The organism is Microbispora siamensis, assembly GCF_016863095.1.
GTDB lineage: Bacteria > Actinomycetota > Actinomycetes > Streptosporangiales > Streptosporangiaceae > Microbispora > Microbispora siamensis.
The window spans coordinates 125,007-143,472 of the sequence record NZ_BOOF01000018.1; the positions used below are offsets into that span (position 1 = coordinate 125,007).

At 72.1% G+C, this 18,466-nt stretch carries 13 protein-coding genes and 2 pseudogenes; 5 read left to right on the plus strand and 10 right to left on the minus strand.

Features of this window, described 5'->3' with window-relative positions; translation table 11 throughout:
- Positions 1-158 precede the first annotated feature (158 nt).
- Positions 159-6,473, plus strand: coding sequence for an RHS repeat-associated core domain-containing protein (locus tag Msi02_RS17750; RefSeq protein WP_204049377.1), 6,315 nt, complete (start codon positions 159-161; stop codon positions 6,471-6,473).
- 22 nt (positions 6,474-6,495) lie between these two features.
- Complete coding sequence (locus Msi02_RS17755; protein ID WP_204049378.1) at positions 6,496-7,020, plus strand: hypothetical protein; 525 nt, start codon at positions 6,496-6,498, stop codon at positions 7,018-7,020.
- A 48-nt stretch (positions 7,021-7,068) separates the two neighbouring features.
- Here the strand turns inward: Msi02_RS17755 and Msi02_RS17760 are convergent, their stop codons facing one another.
- The 8 genes and pseudogenes from Msi02_RS17760 to Msi02_RS43325 all read right to left on the minus strand — a co-directional run.
- Entirely contained in the window at positions 7,069-7,299 is a 231-nt protein-coding gene (locus Msi02_RS17760) for a hypothetical protein (RefSeq protein WP_204049379.1), read from the minus strand.
- A gap of 18 nt (positions 7,300-7,317) precedes the next feature.
- Complete coding sequence (locus Msi02_RS17765) at positions 7,318-7,779, minus strand: hypothetical protein (protein WP_204049380.1); 462 nt, start codon at positions 7,777-7,779, stop codon at positions 7,318-7,320.
- A 436-nt stretch (positions 7,780-8,215) separates the two neighbouring features.
- A pseudogene (locus tag Msi02_RS17770) lies at positions 8,216-9,276 on the minus strand (AAA family ATPase).
- A gap of 76 nt (positions 9,277-9,352) precedes the next feature.
- A complete protein-coding gene (locus Msi02_RS17775) occupies positions 9,353-10,336 on the minus strand; it encodes a glutathione S-transferase C-terminal domain-containing protein (RefSeq protein WP_204049381.1) in 984 nt (327 codons plus the stop codon).
- Positions 10,333-10,857 (minus strand): NADPH-dependent FMN reductase, encoded by a 525-nt coding sequence (locus Msi02_RS17780; protein WP_079312966.1) that lies wholly within the window; start codon positions 10,855-10,857, stop codon positions 10,333-10,335. The genes Msi02_RS17775 and Msi02_RS17780 overlap by 4 nt, the downstream gene beginning before the upstream one ends.
- A 109-nt stretch (positions 10,858-10,966) precedes the next feature.
- Entirely contained in the window at positions 10,967-11,500 is a 534-nt protein-coding gene (locus tag Msi02_RS17785) for a flavin reductase family protein (RefSeq protein WP_204049382.1), read from the minus strand.
- 344 nt (positions 11,501-11,844) lie between these two features.
- Entirely contained in the window at positions 11,845-12,123 is a 279-nt protein-coding gene (locus Msi02_RS43320; protein WP_239108487.1) for a response regulator transcription factor, read from the minus strand.
- A 66-nt stretch (positions 12,124-12,189) separates the two neighbouring features.
- Positions 12,190-12,303 (minus strand): annotated as a pseudogene (locus Msi02_RS43325) (DNA-binding response regulator); the annotation flags it as partial.
- Positions 12,304-13,447: 1,144 nt separating this feature from the next.
- Between Msi02_RS43325 and Msi02_RS17795 the strand changes: the two are divergent.
- Entirely contained in the window at positions 13,448-14,464 is a 1,017-nt protein-coding gene (locus Msi02_RS17795; protein ID WP_204049384.1) for a hypothetical protein, read from the plus strand.
- 28 nt (positions 14,465-14,492) lie between these two features.
- Here Msi02_RS17795 and Msi02_RS17800 read toward each other — a convergent pair whose 3' ends face one another.
- On the minus strand, positions 14,493-15,629 hold the full coding sequence (locus tag Msi02_RS17800; protein WP_204049385.1) for a sulfite oxidase: 1,137 nt from the start codon (positions 15,627-15,629) through the stop codon (positions 14,493-14,495).
- Positions 15,630-15,650: 21 nt separating this feature from the next.
- Positions 15,651-16,967, minus strand: coding sequence for a lanthionine synthetase LanC family protein (locus Msi02_RS17805; protein WP_204049386.1), 1,317 nt, complete (start codon positions 16,965-16,967; stop codon positions 15,651-15,653).
- 136 nt (positions 16,968-17,103) lie between these two features.
- On the opposite strand from Msi02_RS17805, the gene Msi02_RS17810 reads away from it, so the two are divergent.
- Both Msi02_RS17810 and Msi02_RS17815 read left to right on the plus strand, forming a co-directional pair.
- On the plus strand, positions 17,104-17,241 hold the full coding sequence (locus tag Msi02_RS17810) for a hypothetical protein (RefSeq protein ID WP_179154948.1): 138 nt from the start codon (positions 17,104-17,106) through the stop codon (positions 17,239-17,241).
- Positions 17,241-18,347, plus strand: coding sequence for a YeiH family protein (locus tag Msi02_RS17815; RefSeq protein ID WP_204049387.1), 1,107 nt, complete (start codon positions 17,241-17,243; stop codon positions 18,345-18,347). The genes Msi02_RS17810 and Msi02_RS17815 overlap by 1 nt, the downstream gene beginning before the upstream one ends.
- Positions 18,348-18,466: the final 119 nt, after the last annotated feature.

The following is an 18,466-nucleotide window of genomic DNA, read 5'->3' on the forward strand; positions in this document are numbered from 1 at the left end:
GTCGGCCCGGAATTCGTGCTGCCCTGGTGGCCGCGTTGGCGGTGGTGGTCTCGTTACCCGTCGGGGTGACGGCGGCCTCGGCCGCCACTGTCTCTACAGCACAGGGCCCACCCGGCGCCCCTCCCGTGCAGAAACAACGGTCCAGCAAGGTCAGGGCCATGGACGCGAGTGGGGCGAAGGAGGCCAGGGAGCGGGTCGCGGCGTCCAGGGCGCGCAACGACGCCGCCGCCGACCGGGCCGCGAAGGAGCGCGAGGCCGCGCGGTGGCCGGAGGCCGGCGAGGCCGACGTGCCGATCGGCGGCGACCGGAGCGTCAGCGTGGGCGGGCTCCCGGTGAGCCTGAAGGCCGCCGCCCCGGCACCCGGCACGTCCGCCTCCCCGCAGGCCCCGGACACACAAGCCCCGGACGCGCAAGCGTCGGACGCGCAAGCGTCGGACGCGCAAGCGTCGAATTCACGAACACCGGACACGCAGGCCGCCGGTTCGCGGACGGCCCGCGTGCGGGTGCTCGACCGCGCCGCCGCCGAGGCGGCCGGGGTGGACGGGGTGCTGCTGACCGCGTCGGCGCAGGCCCCGGGCACCGCGACGCTGAGCGTCGGCTACGCCGCCTTCGCCTCGGCGTACGGAGGCGGGTGGAGCGGCCGGCTGCGCCTCGTGCGGCTGCCCGCCTGCGCCGCGACCACCCCGGAGCGGGAGGAGTGCCGCACGCGGACCCCGCTGGACACCGACAACGAGGCCGTGGCCCAGACCCTCTCGGCGCAGGTCGCGTTCGACGCCGCCCCGGCCGTGCTGGCCGTGACCGCCGACACCCCCGGTGAGGGCGGCGAGGCGGCGGACGGCAGCGGCAACTACGCGGCCACCCCGCTCTCCTCGTCGTCTACCTGGGAGGCGGGCGGCAACTCCGGCTCCTTCACCTGGTCCTACCCGATCGCCCCGGTGGAGCCGGCGGCGGGGCCGGCGCCCGCGCTCGACCTGTCGTACGACTCGGGCAGCGTGGACGGGCGCACCTCCACCACCAACAACCAGGGCACCTCGATCGGCGAGGGCTTCGACACCGCCGCCACCTCCTACATCGACCGCCAGTTCGGCACCTGCCGCGAGGACGGCCACGACAAGCAGTACGACCTGTGCTGGAAGTACGACAACGCCTCGCTCGTCCTCAACGGCAAGGCCACCGAGCTCGTCAAGGACGACACCAGCGGCAAGTGGCGGCTGAAGAACGACGACGCCTCCACCGTCGTCCACTCCACCGGCGCCGACAACGGCGACGACGACGGCGAGTACTGGACCGTCATCACCGGCGACGGCACCAGGTACGTCTTCGGCCTGAACAAGCTGAGCGGCGCGGGCAGCCAGCGGACCAACTCGGTGTTCACGGTCCCGGTGTACGGCGACGACTCCGGCGAGCCCGGCTACGACAAGGGCGACGCCTTCGCCGACCGCTCCGTCACCCAGGCGTGGCGGTGGAACCTCGACTACGCCGAGGACACCCACGGCAACGCCATGACGTACTGGTACACGGCGGAGACCAACTACTACCGGAAGAACAAGTCGGCGACCGCGACCACCTCCTACGTCCGCGGCGGCTACCTCGACAAGATCCTCTACGGGCAGCGGTCCGACACGCTGTTCACCGTGGACGCGCCCTACCAGGTCGCCTTCTCCTACGCCGAGCGCTGCACGGCCTCCGACTGCGGCAGCCTCACCAAGGACACCGCGGAGAACTGGCCCGACGTCCCCTTCGACGCCATCTGCAAGAAGGACGCCGACAAGGACGACTGCCACGCCGAGAGCCCGGCCTTCTTCAGCCGCAAGCGGCTGGTGAAGATCGAGACGAGTGTCCTGTCCGGCACCGCGTACAAGCCGGTCGACTCGTGGGCGTTCACGCAGAAGTACCTGGACGGCGGCGACATCGGCAGCTCCGCCGACCAGACGCTGTCGCTGATGTCGATCGTGCGGACGGGCTCGGCCGGCGACACGCCGCTGACGCTCGACCCCGTCTCGTTCACCTACGCCATGCGGCCCAACCGCGTGGCCGGCGGCACCCAGCCGGGAGGCGGCAACATCCTGCCGCTGACCAGGCCGCGCGTCGAGACGGTCACCTCGGAGACCGGCGCGATCACCACGGTCAGCTACAACGAGCCCGAGTGCGTGCGCGGCTCGAAGATGCCGAAGGCCGAGGACGACAACGCGCTGTCCTGCTATCCGCAGTTCTGGCACATCAACGGCGCCACCGACGCCTCCATCGACTGGTTCAACAAATACCGCGTGCTCGCGGTGAACATCGCCGACCCCGCCGGGCACAATCCGCTCGTCGAGTACGCCTACGAGTACGCCACGCCCGGCTGGCGCTACAACGACAGCCCGTTCACCCCGGCCGACGAGCGCACCTGGTCGCTGTGGCGCGGCTACCAGAAGGTCACGACGTACGTCGGCGACGCCGACGGCACCCGCACCACGTCGGTCGAGGTGTACCTGCAGGGCATGAACGGCGACCGGCTGCTCAAGTCGGCCGACCCGAGGACCGTCGATCCCGACAGGCAGCGCGCCGCCACCGTGCCGGGCCTCGACGTCGCCGGTCTCGACGTGCCCGACCTCACCGACTCCGAGCAGTACGCCGGTTTCACCCGCGAGGAGGTCACCTACGACGGGGCCGACCCGGTCGACGTGACGGTCAACGAGCCGTGGTCGGCGAAGACCGCCACCCAGCACAAGTCGTACGCCGACACCGAGGCCTACTACGTGCGCATGGGCAAGACCTCGGAGCACACCTATCTGACCGTCCCCAAGACCTGGCGCACCGTCACCACCTCCACGACGTACGACTCGTACGGCATGGCGGTCAGGCAGGACAGCACGGGCGACACCGCCAAGAGCGGCGACGAGACCTGCACCCGCACCTGGTATGCCCGTGACGACGCCAAGGGCCTGAACTCGCTCGTCTCCCGCACCCGCGTGGTCGGCCGCGCCTGCTCGGTGAAGGAGGCCGACCTGTCGCTGCCCGCGAACTCCGACACCTCGGGCGACGTGCTGTCCGACACGGCCACCGTGTACGACAACACCGCCGCGACCGGCTGGTCGGCGAGCCAGAAGCCGGTGAAGGGCGACGCCACCTGGACGGGACGGGCCACCGGCTACCCCTCGGCCGTCACCGGCGACGACCGCCCGCCGACCGGCTGGCAGCGCACCGAGTCGACCACCTACGACACGCTGGGCAGGCCGCTGACCGTGACCGACGCGGGCGGCAACCCCGCCACCACGGCCTACACGCCGACCGGCGCCGGGGTGCTCACCAAGAAGGTGGAGACCAACGCCAAGCAGCAGAAGGTGACGACGTTCCTCGACGGGACGCGCGGCCTTCCGGTGCGCACCTACGACCCCAACAACGGAAAGACCGAGCAGACCTACGACGCGCTCGGCAGGCTGACCGGCGTGTGGCTGCCGGACCGGAGCAAGGACGGCGGGCAGACCCCCACCTACGCCTACTCCTACGTGTACGAGCGGGGCAAGGCGCCCGCCATCGGCACCTCGACCGTCAAGTCGTCCACCACGGCCAGCTGGTCGTACGAGATCTTCGACTCGCTGCTGCGGCCGATGCAGACGCAGAAGCCCACCCCGAACGGCGGGCGGCTCCTGACCGACACCCGCTACGACTCGCGCGGCCTGGCCTACGAGACCTACGCCGATATCTTCGACTCCAAGCAGACGCCGAACGCCACCTACACCCGGGAGGAGTACGGCGAGGCGCCCAAGCAGACGAACATCGTCTTCGACGGTGCCGGACGGCAGATCCGCAGCACGTTCCTGTCGTACGGCGTGGAGAAGTGGACGACCACCACGACCTACACCGGTGACTCCACCGCCGTCAGCGCGCTGACCGGCGGCACGGCCGTCCGGACCATCACCGACGCGCTCGACCGCACCGTCGAGCGGCGCGAGTACAACTCGCCCTCCCCCGCCGACACCCAGTACGGCGCGCTGTCCTCCAGCGGGTACACCTCCACGTCCTTCGCCTACCGGCCCGACGGCAAGGAGCTCACCGTCACCGGTCCCGACGGCGCGAAGTGGTCCTACACCTACGACCTGTTCGCGCGGCAGACCGGCATCAGCGACCCGGACAAGGGCGCGAGCACCGTCCGCTACACCGCGCTCGACCAGACCGACACGGTCACCGGCGCGAACGGCACGGTCCTGCTGTACGGCTACGACGAGCTCGGCCGAAAGACCGGGCTGTGGTCGGGGTCGCGGACCGACGCGAACAAGCTGGCCGCCTGGACCTACGACACCGTGGCCAAGGGCCGGCTCTCCTCGTCCACCAGCTACGACGGCGGCGTCTCCGGCAAGGCGTACACGAAGAAGGTCCTCGCGTACGACGGCCAGTACCGCGCCACCAGCACCGAGATCGACATCGACCCGAACGACCCGATGGTCCTTTCCGGGGCGGCGAAGACCAGCTACATCTACGGCAGCGACTACAACCTCGACGGCACGCTGAAGAGCTCCACCGAGCCTGCGGCCGGCGGCCTGGCCGAGGAGAAGATCAGTCTGACCTACACGCCGACCGGGCAGGTGGCCGGGGTGACCGGCACCACCGACTACCTGCAGAAGGCCGACTACAACGCGCTCGGCCAGCCCCTGCAGTTCACCCTCGGCCTGTCGGGGGCCACGGAGGCCAAGAAGACCTTCCTCAACAACAGCTACGAGGAGGGGACCGACCGGCTGAAGCGGTCCTTCGTCACCACCCAGTCCACGCCGGTCAAGCCGCAGGACCTGACCTACCGCTACGACGACGCGGGCAACGTCACCGAGATCGCCGACACCCCCACCCAGGACGGCGCGGGACAGAGCGACATCCAGTGCTTCGCCTACGACGGGCAGCGGCGGCTGACCGAGGCGTGGACGCCGGCGACCGACGACTGCACCGGCAAGACGCTGGGCGGCGCGGCGCCGTACCGGACGGCCTACACCTACAACACCTCGGGGCTGCGGGCGACGGAGACGAAGTACACCGGCTCCACCGCCACCACCTCGGCGTACTGCTACGGCGACACCGCAAAGCGGCACGCCCTGACCGCGGTCGTCACGGGTTCCTGCACGGGCGCGACCGCCACCTACTCCTACGACAAGTCCGGCAACACGACCGGGCGCAACGGCCAGGTGCTGACCTGGGACGCGCAGGGCCGCATCGCGACCCTCACCCAGGGCGCGCAGAAGACCGCCTACCTGTACGACGCCGACGGTGCGCTGCTGATCCGCCGGGCGGTCGGCGACGGGGAGAGCGTGCTCTACCTCGGCGCCACCGAGATCCACTCGAAGAAGACCGGGAGCACCGTCACGACCTGGGCCAGCCGCTTCTACGCCGCGGACACGCAGGTGATCGCGGTGCGCACGACGCAGGCCGGGAAGAACGCGGTCTCCTTCCTCGCAGGCGACCAGCACGGCACCTCCTCGCTGTCGGTCGACGCGGCCGGTCAGGCGATCAGCAAGCGCTTCACGACCCCGTTCGGCGCGCCGCGCGGGGACACGGTCGGCGGCGCCTGGCCCGACGACAAGGGGTTCCTCGGCAAGCCCGCCGACGCCGCGACAGGGCTCACCTACGTCGGAGCCCGCATGTACGACCCGGTCGCCGGCAGGTTCCTGAGCGTGGACCCGGTGCTGTCCACCGACCAGGCCCAGTCGCTCAACGGGTACTCCTACGGCAACAACAACCCCGTCACGTTCAGCGACCCGACGGGCGAGGAGATCGGCTCGCGGCCCAACTCCTGCCAGTACGACCTGAAGTACTGCTCGAAGGAGGAGCAGGGGAAGGTCGGGTACGACCCCAAGACGGGCAAGGTCGACCCCGCCAAGGGCGCCGAGAATCGGAGGAAGAAGAAGAGCTCCCCGACGCCGAGGCCGTCCCCCGGCCCGTCGCCCAAGCCTCCGGCGGGCGGCTGCTACTGCAAGCCGGTCCACCGCGACAACGGCGTCAACCTGTTCAAGGCGCTGCTCATCCACCCCTTCCACTGGAACAACAATTTCAACGGAGCGAACGCGCTGGCGCTGACGTACGAGATCTTCGCCAGCGAGGGGTGTGAAAAGCGGGCCCTGCAGTACGTCTGCTACGGCGGCTCTCCGGGCGGCGACCAGCCGATGACGGTCGGCGACGTCCACTTCTACCCGCACTCCAAGAAGGAGTTCGAGAGCCGGCTGCGGGACGAGAAGCAGACCAGGGACGACATCGCGCGGGTCGCCGGGCGGGAGACGGCGGACAAGTACGGCCCCAATCTCGAAAAGCACGAGGCCGTGCACTCCGAGCAGTGGGCGCGCTTCAGGGACGCCACCCAGTTCATCGCGGCCTACGCCGGTGCCACCATGTACTCGCAGCGGACCACCGGCAGCAAGGTGGCCGCCAACGAGTTCGAGGTCGGGGCCAACCTCTGGTGGGGCGGCTACGTCGAATGGCAACCCCTCCACTGGGGCCCGGTGAACTAGAAATCAGATAGAGAGGACCACGATGATGCGCGGAAGAAGGCCGGGGCTCGGGCATGCGGCGGTCGCGCTGACCGCCCTGGCCTTCTTCGCCGCGGCGTGCGACGGCACGCCCGCGCCCAAGGGCCTCCTCGGTGTCGAACGCGCCGAGGACGGCGGCGTCAGGTTGCTGCTCGCCGACTGCCCCGGCTACGCCGCCCGGGACTTCTCGGTCCTGGAGGACACCGAGGGCGGCGACACGGTCACCTGGAGCGTGCACAACGGCGGCACCGGCGCGGCGGTGCGGGACGTCCGGGCGTTCCGGGCGCCGCCCGAGGGCTGGCGGTCCACCGACGACAGCCTCACCGCGCTGCGGGAGGGCGTGCCCTATGTCGCGACCGTCAACGGCTTCGTGGACGGCCGGAACCTGCGGGGCAGGGTGCCGTTCACGGCGGCGGACCTGGCGGGCCTCGGCGGCGGGCAGGTGCTGGCCTGGGCGGGAGGCGACGAGACCGTGAAGACGGACCGGAACGCCTTCCTGCACGCCGACCCGGACCGCTGCCGTCCGTGACCTGCGCCCGCCCCCGGCGGGACCGGGCGCGGGCGCGGGAGGCTCCCGTCACCTCATGCGGAAGACCGGGCCGCGCGGGGCGAACGGCAGGAAGGCGCCTTCGGGGATCAGGAACGCGTGCTCGCGGCGGATCCGCACCACGTCGCACTGCCCGTCGGTGATGACCAGGATCGGCCCGTCCCGTGGGAAGTCCTCGGCCCGCTCCAGCAGGTCCACGCCCGGCTGGAGGATCGTCCCGCCGTGTCCCCGCACGCGGACCCTGCTCGCGACGTCCTCCACCGGCAGGTATCCCGCGTCTTAGGCGACGGCGTCGCAGAACACGACCCGGGCGCGCGGCACGTCGCGCGCGGTCGCGTACGACGCGATGGCGCCGAGCGCCTTGCCCAGGAGCCGGGTGTTCATGGATCCCGACGTGTCGAGCACGACCCCGAACGTGGCCCGGCGCACCATCTCCTCCGGCCGCAGCCACCCCGGACGGGGGATGTCCGGCGTCGCGGACTGGCGGCGGGAGGCCCGGGCGTAGGACCTGCGCCGTTCGACGGCTGGGACGTGCTCCTCGAACCAGCGCGCGAGCGCGGCGTCCCAGGGCAGCGGCGGGTGGTCCAGGGCCCGGATCTCCTGCTCGAGGCCGGCCGGCAGGGTGCCCCTGCCCCCACTGTGGTGGTAGGCGAGGCCGGTGACGAGGGCGTTGCGGTAGTACTCGTCCAGGTCCACGTAGCGTCCGGGCGCGCCGGAATGCGGCAGCGGCTGCCCGAGCACGTCGCCCCGACCGCGCCCGCGCAGCGTCGCGAGCTTGCGCAGAGATGGTGTCCCAGCCCCGGGCGAGATCGGCGTCCGCCACGACCGTCATGCCCGCCGCCAGCGCCCCCAGCAGCGGATAGGACGACACGAACCAGCCGAGCGCGTGGTCCCACGGCTTCTTCACCGCGCTCCGGACGGAGTCGCGCGCGCCTCCGGCCACCTCGATCGCCGTCGCCGCCGCGGCGGCGACCCCGAGCGCGAACGCCTCCTCGTAGTCGTGGGCCTTGGCCGTCTCGACCGTGCCTGCGAAGAAGTCCGGGAAGGCCGGCACGTCGAACTCGGCGGGCACCCCGGACGTGCGCCACAGACCGGCCAGCGTCCGTTCGTCCTCCGGCGGGAAGACCTGCGGCCGTGGCTCCGGCGCCATGCCGATCTTGTCGGCTCCCCCGCCGCCTCAGGTCCGGGCCGCGGCCAGGCGCGGCAGGTCGCGGCCGACCTCGACCAGGAACCACGACGGCAGCACCGGCGCGCCGTCGTCGCCCGCCGCGATGACGAGCTGCGCGCATTCGAGCGAGATCCCCGCCAGCTCGACGAGCAGGTTCTTGGCCCGGAAGGCGAGCTGCCGGCCGGCGGGCGAGGCGTGCTCCTTCGACTGCGGCAGCTCCTTGACCAGCCGGGCCCGGAAGGTCTCGGACAGGAAGTACAGCAGGTCGCGGGCCGCGGCAAGGCGCGGCAGGTCGCGTCCCCCTTGATCACGGCGTCGAGGTCGTACGCGTGCCGCACCGTCTTCACGTACGCGCGGAAGGCCGAGGCGTGCGCGGCGGTCAGCGTGCCGTAGGCCAGCATGCCCAGCGTCTCGTCGTCCAGCCCCTCACCGTAGGAGTGCATGGCGTCGGACAGCATGTGCCAGCCGCGCGGCGTGGAGAACGGTTCCTCCGTCTTGGGCGGCGCGCTCCGCAGGTGGTCGGGGCGCTGGACGAGGTAGTCGACGATCCAGGGATGGATGCCGCTCGTGGCCGCCCAGCTCAGCCAGTCGTCGGCCGAGGCCCGCAGATGGATGTGGATCATGCGGTTGACCAGCGCGGACGGCATGGGCCTCGCGAGCGCGTTGTCGGTCGCCCGGTTTCCCGCGCTGATCACCACCGACCCCGCAGGCAGCTCGTACGTGCCGATGCGCCGGTCGAGGATCAGCGAATAGAACGCCTTCTGGACCTCCGGGGAGGAGGCGTTGAGCTCGTCCAGGAACAGGCAGTAGGGCTCCTGCCTCGCGATCGTCTCCGGCGGGGCGAACCGGCTGCGGTCCCCGACGATCTGCGGCACGCCGATGAGGTCCTCCGGAGCGAGCTGCGTGCCGAGGAGCGTCACGCAGTCGAGGCCGAGGGAGTCGGCGAACGCGCGGACGAGGGAGCTCTTGCCGATGCCCGGCGCACCCCACAGGAACACCGGGCGCACGACGGCGACGTGCAGCAGCACGTCCGGAAGCTGCGCGGGAGTCACGGTCAGGGTCGCCTGCATGCGCCCCAGACTCGCAAAACCCGCTTATCCGCCGCACCTCATCAAGACCCGCCGGCGGCCGCGTCGCGGCGGACGGTCACCTGCCCTGCCCGGTGGGCGCCGCGCGCCCGTGCGGCTCGTCCCAGTCGGCCTCCCGGGGCTCGACCGCGATCCGCACCGGCCCGTCGCCCCGGTAGGCGGGCCGGGTGGTGAGCCGTAGGGCGGCGAAGTCGGTCGTCTCCCGGAACGCCGGGAGCCGGTAGAGATCGCGCGCGTACGGCCACAGGTTGGGATAGTCCGTCAGCGGCCGTTCGCCGATCCCGGCGAGCGGGTTGTGCAGCAGGTCATACCTGACCAGGACCACCCAGAGCTGCACGTCGGACTCGGTGAGGCGGTCCCCGAACAGGTAACGCCGGTCGGCCAGGCGGGCGTCGAGGCGGTCGAGCGCGGCGAGCACCTCGCCGCGCCGCCGCTCGTACTCCTCCTGCGTGGCGGCCCTGGCCACCCCGTGCACGCCGTGGGCGAGGTCGCGGGCGATCTCCTCGTCCAGGGCCTCGATCTCCTCGCGCAGGTCCTCCGGATAGAGGTCCACGCCCGAGTCGGCCCACTCGGCGAACCGGGTGCCGAGGTCGACCGGGATGTCGGGGTAGTTGTTGCTCACGATCCGGTTCGTCCGCCGGTCCCACAGCACCGGCACCGAGATGTGGCCGGGATAGCCGGGCTCGGTGGCGTCGTACGCCTCGGCGAGGAGCGCGAAGCCGTTCACCGGGTCGGGACCGCGCCGCTCCCGGAACGCCCAGCCGCGCGCGTCACGCTCGTCGTCGACGTACGACAGCGAGACGACGTCCTTCAGGCCGGCCAGGTCGCGCACGATGGCCGCCCGCTGCGCCCACGGGCACACGTACGCGGCGTACAGGTGGTAGCGGCCGGGCTCGGCGGGGTGGCCGCCGGAACCGTCGGCGGTGATCCGGCCCTGGAAGGGGTAGAGGGGTCCCGGCCGGTCGGTCCTGCCCGGCCCGTAAGGGCCGAAGGCGGCGACGTCGGCGGGGCTCGCGTAAACGGGAGCGTGGGTGGTCGTCACGCGGTCGCCCGCCTCTCCAGCGCCGCGGCGACCTGTGCGGCGACGCGATCCGTCCAGTCGGTGAGGACCCGGTCGAGGTCGGGGATCTCGGCCTCGAGCAGCGCCAGGCCGGGGCTGGGCACGAGCGCGCCCAGCTCGACCAGCACGGGACGCAGGTGCAGCTCGACGGCCAGCGCGTGCCGGGGGGAGCCCATGACCAGCAGCGGCAGCGCCACCGTCCCGGTCAGCGCGCCGCCGGGGAGACGGTCGAGGAACGCCTTGAGCAGCCCGGTGTAGGTGGCCTTGTAGGTGGGGCTGGCCACCACGAGCACCTGCGCTCCGGCGACCAGTTCCAGCGCCACCTCCACGGTCGGCGAAGGGCCGGGGGTGAACAGGTGCGGCCCGATCGCGGACAGGTCCACGACCTCGGGCGGCGCCTCGTGCCCGATCCGGCGCCCCACCGCCTCGGCCGCCGCCACGGCCGCGAGGTGGGTCCGGGAACCGCCGCGCGGATTGCCGACCAGCACCACGAGAGAGCTCACGAGGCCACCGCCTCGTGCCGCTCGGAGCGTCCGGTCTCCGCGTAGAAGAGCTTACGAGTGGTCAACAGACGGTCCTCCAGATCGGGACGGATGTTCGTGCGGAGCGGGATCACGGGTGGGCGATGAACCGGCCGAAGCGGCCCTGGTGGTACAGCAGCGGACGCCCCGGCCCGCGCACCTCGGCCTGGGTGACCAGCCCCACGACGAGGACGTGGTCGCCCACGCCGACCCGCTCGTACGGCAGGCAGATCAGGTGCGCGGAGACGTCCTCGAGCAGCGGCGCCCCGAGCGGGCCCGGACGCCACCTGGTGGGCTCGGCGAACCGGTCGACGCCCTTGCGGGCGAACCGGGCGGCGAGATCGGCCTGGTCGCTGGCCAGGACGTTGACGGCGAAGTGGTCCGCCGCGCGCAGCGACGGCCAGGTGGTGGACGCCTGGTCCACGTAGAAGGAGACGAGGGGCGGGTCCAGGCTGACGGAGGAGAACGAGGTGGCGGTCAACCCCACCGGCACTCCCCCGCTCTCCGCAGTGATCACGACGACTCCCGCCGCGTGCACCGCGAGGGCGCGCTTATAGCCGTCGGCGTCCAGCCCGCGCTTGTAGTCGTCGGCGTCGAGGCCGGGGCCGAGCAGAGTCTCCGTCATGGCAAACCTCCGGAAGGTCGCGGCTGCTCTCAAGGTCGATTCCGCCCGCCGCGGGCACCACGACACGCGGGATCAGGGATTCGGATGGAGGCGGGACCGTGCGTGACACGATCACGCACGGCTCGCGAGGAGGACGGCCGATGCTCCCGGCCGGCCCTCATCGGCACGATGACGACGGAAGATTCACAATCAACGACACTGCGCGCTGGCGACGTGGCCGTAGTCCACGCTCGAACGCCGGGTCAGACGAACGCCCTGGCTCATACCACCGAACGTACGATCACCTGAGCGAAATGTCAATATTTCCTACTAGCTTTGCAGGAAAATCCCTGTCCGCGGCGCGATCAGGGCTCCACCCTGCCGGTCGCCCATGCCCACGCGGCGATCGCGACGCGGTTCCCGGCGCCGACCTTGCGCTGGATGGAGGCGACGTGGTTCTTGACGGTGCCCGGAGACAGGAAGAGCTCAGCGGCGATCTCGGCATTGGTCCTGCCCTGCGCGACCCGGGCCACGATCTCGTCCTCTCTCTCCGTGAGGACCACGGTGGAGGTCTCCCGAGACTGTTCGCGCTGACGCAGCAGCCGGACGGTGAGCTGCGGGCTGATGAGCACGTCGCCGTTCATCGCGGCCCGGATCGCCTCGATGAGCAGCGTGGGGCCGGAGCGTTTGAGTATGAACCCGGCGGCGCCGTGCCGGAGCGCGGCATCGACGTACTCGTCCAGCCCGAAGGTGGTGACGACCACGACGTGGATGCCGGTGCCGGCCAGGGCGCGGGTGACCTCGATGCCGTCGGTTCCCGGCATGCGGATGTCGGCGAGCACCACGTCGGGCTTGACCGTTCCGCGATCAGCTCACCGCCCCGGGCCTGAACGAGCGCGGCGAGGGCGGGCAGGCCGGTGCCACCACGCCGGGGGCCCGGGGCGCGGACCACGCCGTCGTTGGTCATCGTGACCTCCAGAATGCCGGACGAGGCGCTGACGCTCAGGTCCACCCGTCTGGCCTGCGGGGCGTGCCGCCTGATGTTGGTCATTCCTTCGATCACGATCCGGTAGGCCAGTGCCGCGATGTCCGGCGAAGCCGCCGCGGCCGGATCCATGCGCAGGTCGACCCGCGCCGGCCCGGCGGCGGAGAACCGTTCCGCCGCCTCGCGGATCCCGCCCAGGTCGCCGCCGGGGGCAAGAGGCCGGTCGTGGTGCAGCATGTCCAGCGTCCGGTCCAGCATGGACAGGGCCCGCAGGCCCGCGCCCTCGACGCGCTCGAGCGCCTGCCGCGGATCGCCCGCGACGCGGCCGGCCTGAGCGTGCGCCACCATCTCGCTGATGTCGTGCGCCAGATAATCGTGCAGATCCCCGGCGAGCCGCAGCCGCAGGGCCAGACGAGCGTCGGCCACCGCGCGCTCCTGCCGTGCATCGAGCAAGCGCAGGTAGCCGCCGACGGCGGCGGCCAGCAGCGCGCCCAGACCCCAGAACGCGCACGCGCCGACCCCCTCCAGAGGCGAGACGGGCGCGAACACACGCAGCAACCAGACGGACGCGGCCAGGCCCGCGATCGGCGCCGACACCATGGCCCGCCGAACTGGCGCATATCGGATGACCAGGGCGACCAGCACCATCAGCGCCGCGCTCTCGACCATGCCCAGCACGCCGGAGCCGGGCGCCGGCCGTGCCATGCCGGCCGACTGAGCCAGCGTGACGGCCACCGACACGATCGCCGCGAGCGACGCCGACGAGGACAGACGCGAACGGAACCGCGGCAGGAACGCCCCCGTCACGGCCCCCGCGACGGCAATCACCATCGGCACCAGGGCAACACCCCACATCACGGTCACCCAGTGACGATACGCGCAGACTGGGCCGCGCCGAGGAGTGCCGAACGGCACCGGTTCTGCCCGGAAGAGTGCCGAACGGCATCTGGCTCACCGCCCGGCCGCGCCGGGAGGTTGATCTCATGAAAACATTCCTCTCTGGCCGGCAGGGGCACGCGGCGGCGCTGTGGGCGCTGGCCTACGGTGTCCTCGGCGCCGCGTGGGCGCTGGGCATGCCCGGCTTCCCCTGGGGCGCCTCCGATCCCGACCCCGACGGAGCGCTGTCGATCCTGGCCGGCACGACGCCGCGCTTCGGTTGGTGGATCGCCGCCTTTTCGCTGTTCACCGCGGTGACGGCGCTGGCGCTGACCCGAAGGAGCGCCCGCCGTGCGCCGTTGTGGCCGGCCTGGACGATCGCCGCGTTCCTGGTCCTGGTGATCCCCGACTCCCGGCTGATGATGGGCGTCGCCTACACGCCGCTGTTGCTGGTCGCCCCCGTATTCGGCTGGGGGCTGGGCGGCGCCACCATCGCCGACGCCTGGCCCTGGCCGGTGCTCAACCAGCTCGTGTGCGTGCTGGGCGGCCTGCTGCTGGCCGCCGCGGCGCTGGCCTACACACGCGGCCAGCAGCGCGGGAGTTGGTTCACTCCGGAGCGCGGACGCATCGCGGTGTACGTGGCGGTCGCGGTTCCCCTGGTGTACTGCGCCACCCGGGGGGCGTGGGCGCTGGGCATCCCTCTCGGCGTGAGCAAGGAGTTCCTGGCCGAGGGCGAGGACGGCCTGTGGCTGCTGGGGGCCTATCTGGCGACCTTCGGGGCGCTCGGAGGCGTGCTCGCCCTCGGGCTGACCCAGCGGTGGGGCGAGGTCTTCCCGCGCTGGATCCCCGGTCTGCGGGGCAGGCGGGTGCCACCGTCGCTGGCGGTCATCCCGGCCGGGTTCGTCTCGATCATCATCACCGTGGCCGGGCTCACCTACATCCGATGGTCGATCGCGGGCCGGTTCACGCTGGATGAATGGGGCGCCTGGCTGCCGGAGTGCTTCTGGCCGATCTGGGGCGCCGCGCTCGCCACCGCCACGATCTGCTATCAGCGGCGCCGCAGGCATCCGCAGCAGGACGCATCACCCCTGACATCGGACGCCCTCACCTCTGCCGGCCGTTGAGAGGATCCACCACATCACCGCGACCGGGTCAGGTGACGACGACGGGGTGGCGCACCACCGCGTCGAAGCCGTAGCCGAGGGCGTTGTACGCCGCACGGTCGGGCTGCACGGCGCCCGTCTCGTCGGCGGCCCGGGCGAGCAGCCGGACGTTCCCCGCCTCGCGCGGGGTCCAGGGAAAGGTCCAGCGGACCCAGCCGCGCGGGTGCCGGTCGTCGCGCAGACGGGCCGGCCGCCACGACACGCCCTCGTCGTCGCTGACCTCGACCCGGACCACGCGCCCGCCGCCCGACCACGACCGGCCGCGCAGCAGGTGCTCGCGCCCCGCCTCCAGGCGAGCCGGCCAGGGCAGTTCGAAGGCGCTCTTCACCCCCACCCGGGTCAGCGGCGGGCCGCCACCGGGCGGGTGACCGGGGCCGTGCATCCGGTACAGCCGCGTGCTCCACGGCGACTCCAGCGGCTCCGCCGACACCTCGATGTCCCCCAGCCACTTGATCGAGGCGGCGCCCACCCAGCCCGGCACCACCAGGCGCGCCGGATGACCGTGGTCGGGCGGCAGCGGCCGCCCGTTCATCTCGTAGGCCACCAGCACGTCGTCCAGCGCCTTGGCCACGGGAAGCGGGCGCCGCACCCTCCCCAGGTTCTCCCCCGCCTCGACGTAGTCGGCGTCGAGCCCGCGCGGCATCAGCGCGACGGCCCTGCCGCTCATCCCCGCCCTCTCCAGGAGCGTCGCGAGGCGCACGCCCCGCCAGCGCGCCACCCCCACCGCGCCCAGCCGCCAGGGGGTGCCGGACACCTCCTGGTTCTGCTGCTCGCCGTACAGGCGGCGTCCGTTGCCCGCGCACTCGATGAACGCGGTCACGGTCTCGGCCGGCATGCCGAGGAGGTCCCGGTAGGTGAACGCGACCGGCCCGCCGTCGAGCCCGCCGCCCCACAGCGTGAGCCGCCAGGTGGCCGCGTCGATCAGCGGTGTCGCCGTGTGGTTGCGGACGAAGAAGAGGTCGTCCGGCGTCAGGTAGTCCTCGCCGCGCAGCGCCTCCCAGCGGGTCTCCGCGTTCGTGCCGTGCACGGCGAACAGGCGGGGCGGCAGCGGCTTGCGGATGCCGGGCGGGGTTTCCGCCTCCGGGACCGTACGCCGTGCTCCGAGACCGTCCTCTGTGAAAGTCATGGGCCTCCTCACCTGCCGCTGTCAGCCGGCCGGCCTCCGCAGGGCGACGGCCGGCATGGGGATGGGCGGGAAGGGGTTGTCGGGCAGCAGGATCACGCGGCGCGGCCGGTCCGCCTGCCCCGCCGCGTCCAGGTGCAGCAGGGCCGCCCCTATCCCCGCCGCCCCGGTCAGGTAGCCGGTGTCGGCCGACACCTCTCCGGGCCGGTGCCGCCGGTACGCCTGATACCAGCGGTATCCCCTGCCGTCGTAGCCGGTCGCCCGGCCGATCAGGTGGTCGGCGAGCCTGCGGGCGAACTCCAGGTGCTCCTGCTCCCCCGTCGCCGCCCACAGCCCCACGTACAGCTCGATCAGCCCGGCGGTGCCGCAGCACTGGCAGGCGACGTTCCACAGCCCCGCGGTCTGCCGGAACGGCGCGCCGGACTCCCTGACGCCCCCGGCCAGCCGCTTCACCCACTCCAGGTCGTCGCCGTCGCCGGTCACCCGATACAGCTCGTAGAACATGCGCGCGATCCCGGCGGAGCCCGAGCAGTAGCCCAGGTGGTCGGTGACCATCGCGCTCCGGCCGGCCAGGACGCCCGCGGCCCGGACGAGGCCGGCGCCCCGGCGTGCCGCGTCGAGGAAGGCTTCCTCGCCCGTCGCGCCGTACAGGCGGGCGAGGAGGAAGGCCGTCCCTGCCGTCCCGGCCAGGAAGGTGGGCGGGGCCGCCTCCGCGGACAGGGCCGGGCAGGCCGCGGGCCGCTCCCGGGGCGCGGACAGGCGCGCGATCCGACGTCCCGCCTCGACGGCCATCTCCTCATAGGCCGGCACGCCGAGCGCCGCCGCGGCGCGCAGCAGCCCCAGCACCACGCCGCCGTCACCACGCAGCGTGGGATCCCCCGACCAGCCGATGCCGCCGTCGTCGAACGCGCGGGCGCTCCTGACGATCCTGTCGGCGACCGCGACGGCGGCGCTCTCGAAACGCTCCTCGCCGAGCGCCCAGCCGGCCTCGGTCAGCGCGAGGACGACACCCGCGAGGCCGTGGTGGAGCGACACGTCGGACTGCCCCTGCCACGTCGACGCGAGGTAGCGGGCCCCCGCGTGGGCGTCCTCGAGGTAGGCCTCGTGCCCGGTCCCGGCGGCGAGCTCCAGGAAGAACAGCACGATCCCGGCCGCCCCCGAATGGAGGGACGCGGGTCCCCCGGGCATCGCCGGCCGGCCGTGCGGATCGGGGTTGGCCCGCCATCGCCTGCCGCTCTCGTCGTCGACGGCGGCCGTACGGATCCACCGTCCCGCCATGATGGCGGCCGTCAGCGGGGTCTCTGCGCGCTCACCTGATGAGCGGATCGGGTCCGGGCCCATGGAGCTACTATCCCACAAACCTGGTAGGTAATAGCAAGTATCTACCCAGGCTTTCCCTCTATTCCCTATTGACTTGATGGGTATTTCCGTCCCACAGTCGAGCCGAACACTCGCACTCCCGAGAAAGGCGTCCGGCGTGAGCAACGAACACCCCCCGACCGTCGGCGAGCACACCCGTGCCGCGATCAACGAGGACTGGGCCGCCACCATCGTCGGCCTCGTCCTCCTCGCGCTGGTAATCACCGGCGTGATCCCGACGGGGCTGGTGCCGTGATGAGCGGCGAAGCGGCCGTCCCCACCGCGACGAAGGCCACGGCGTGGCAGTGGCCCGCCCTGGGCGTCCTCACCGTCCTCGTCCTCGCCGCCGGCACCAGGGCCCTGGAGAAGGGCGTGCCCGAGTGGTTCACGGGCTCCGACCTGGCCAAGGCGATCGAGTACCCCGTCTACGCGATCGCACTCGGCCTGCTGGGCAACGCGGTGCTCACCGCGACCGGGCTGCGCGACCGCCTGGCCGCCGGCTTCCGCACCGAGTTCTTCATCAAGACCGGCCTCGTGCTGCTCGGCGCGTCGATCAATCTGAAGGTGATCGTCACGGCGGCCGGTCCCGCGATCGTCCAGGGCATCGTGCTGATCAGCGCGGTGTTCCTGTTCACCTGGTGGCTCGGCGGCCGGCTCGGGCTGGACGACAGGTTGCGGGCGCTGCTGTCGGCCGCGGTGTCCATCTGCGGCGTCAGCGCCGCCATCGCGGCGGCGGGAGCCGTACAGGCCAGGCGTGAGCAACTCGCCTACAGCGCGAGCCTGGTGATCGCGTTCGCCCTGCCGTCCATCTTCGTCCTCCCGGCGCTGGCCTCCGCCCTGGGGCTGAGCCCGGAGGTCGCGGGCGCCTGGATCGGCGGCAACATCGACACCACGGCGGCGGTGACCGCGGCCGGCACGCTCGCGGGCGAGAACGCGCTGGCCGTCGCCACCATCGTCAAGGTCACGCAGAACGCCCTGATCGGCGTCGTGGTGGTCGCGCTGACCGCCTGGTTCGCCTTCCGGATCGAGCGCCGCCCCGGCGCCGAGCGGCCGGGCGCGGGCGAGCTGTGGCGGCGGTTCCCGAAGTTCGTGCTCGGCTTCGTGGCGGCCTCGGTGGTGACCACGTGGTATCTCACCACGGTCGGCGCGGCCGAGGGCAAGGCGGTCGTCGGCGTCGCCAACGACCTGCGCACCTGGTTCCTCATCCTGGCCTTCGTCAGCATCGGCCTGGAGTTCCGGGTGGCCTCGCTCCGGGAGGCGGGCTGGCGTCCGGTCGCCGTCTTCGCCGCCGCCACCGTGGCCAACGTGCTGCTGGCCCTGGGGCTCGCCACGGTCCTGTTCAGCGGTTTCACCGTCGCCTGAGCCGCCGGCCCAACCACGTGAACACGCCGCCCTCGTCCTCCTCCGGCGCCGCGTCGTCGTCCGGCAGGTCGTACCAGTGCGTGTCCCCGGGGAAAGGGTCCGGAGACGTGCCTGGCGCG

Coding starts and splice junctions, on each gene's coding strand:
- Msi02_RS17795 (WP_204049384.1), top strand. CDS start 13,448: ATGAAAACATTCCTCTCTGGCCGGCAGGGGCACGCGGCGGCGCTGTGG.
- Msi02_RS17800 (WP_204049385.1), bottom strand. CDS start 15,629: ATGACTTTCACAGAGGACGGTCTCGGAGCACGGCGTACGGTCCCGGAG.
- Msi02_RS17805 (WP_204049386.1), bottom strand. CDS start 16,967: ATGGGCCCGGACCCGATCCGCTCATCAGGTGAGCGCGCAGAGACCCCG.
- Msi02_RS17815 (WP_204049387.1), top strand. CDS start 17,241: ATGAGCGGCGAAGCGGCCGTCCCCACCGCGACGAAGGCCACGGCGTGG.
- Msi02_RS17750 (WP_204049377.1), top strand. CDS start 159: ATGGACGCGAGTGGGGCGAAGGAGGCCAGGGAGCGGGTCGCGGCGTCC.
- Msi02_RS43320 (WP_239108487.1), bottom strand. CDS start 12,123: ATGAACGGCGACGTGCTCATCAGCCCGCAGCTCACCGTCCGGCTGCTG.
- Msi02_RS17785 (WP_204049382.1), bottom strand. CDS start 11,500: ATGACGGAGACTCTGCTCGGCCCCGGCCTCGACGCCGACGACTACAAG.
- Msi02_RS17755 (WP_204049378.1), top strand. CDS start 6,496: ATGATGCGCGGAAGAAGGCCGGGGCTCGGGCATGCGGCGGTCGCGCTG.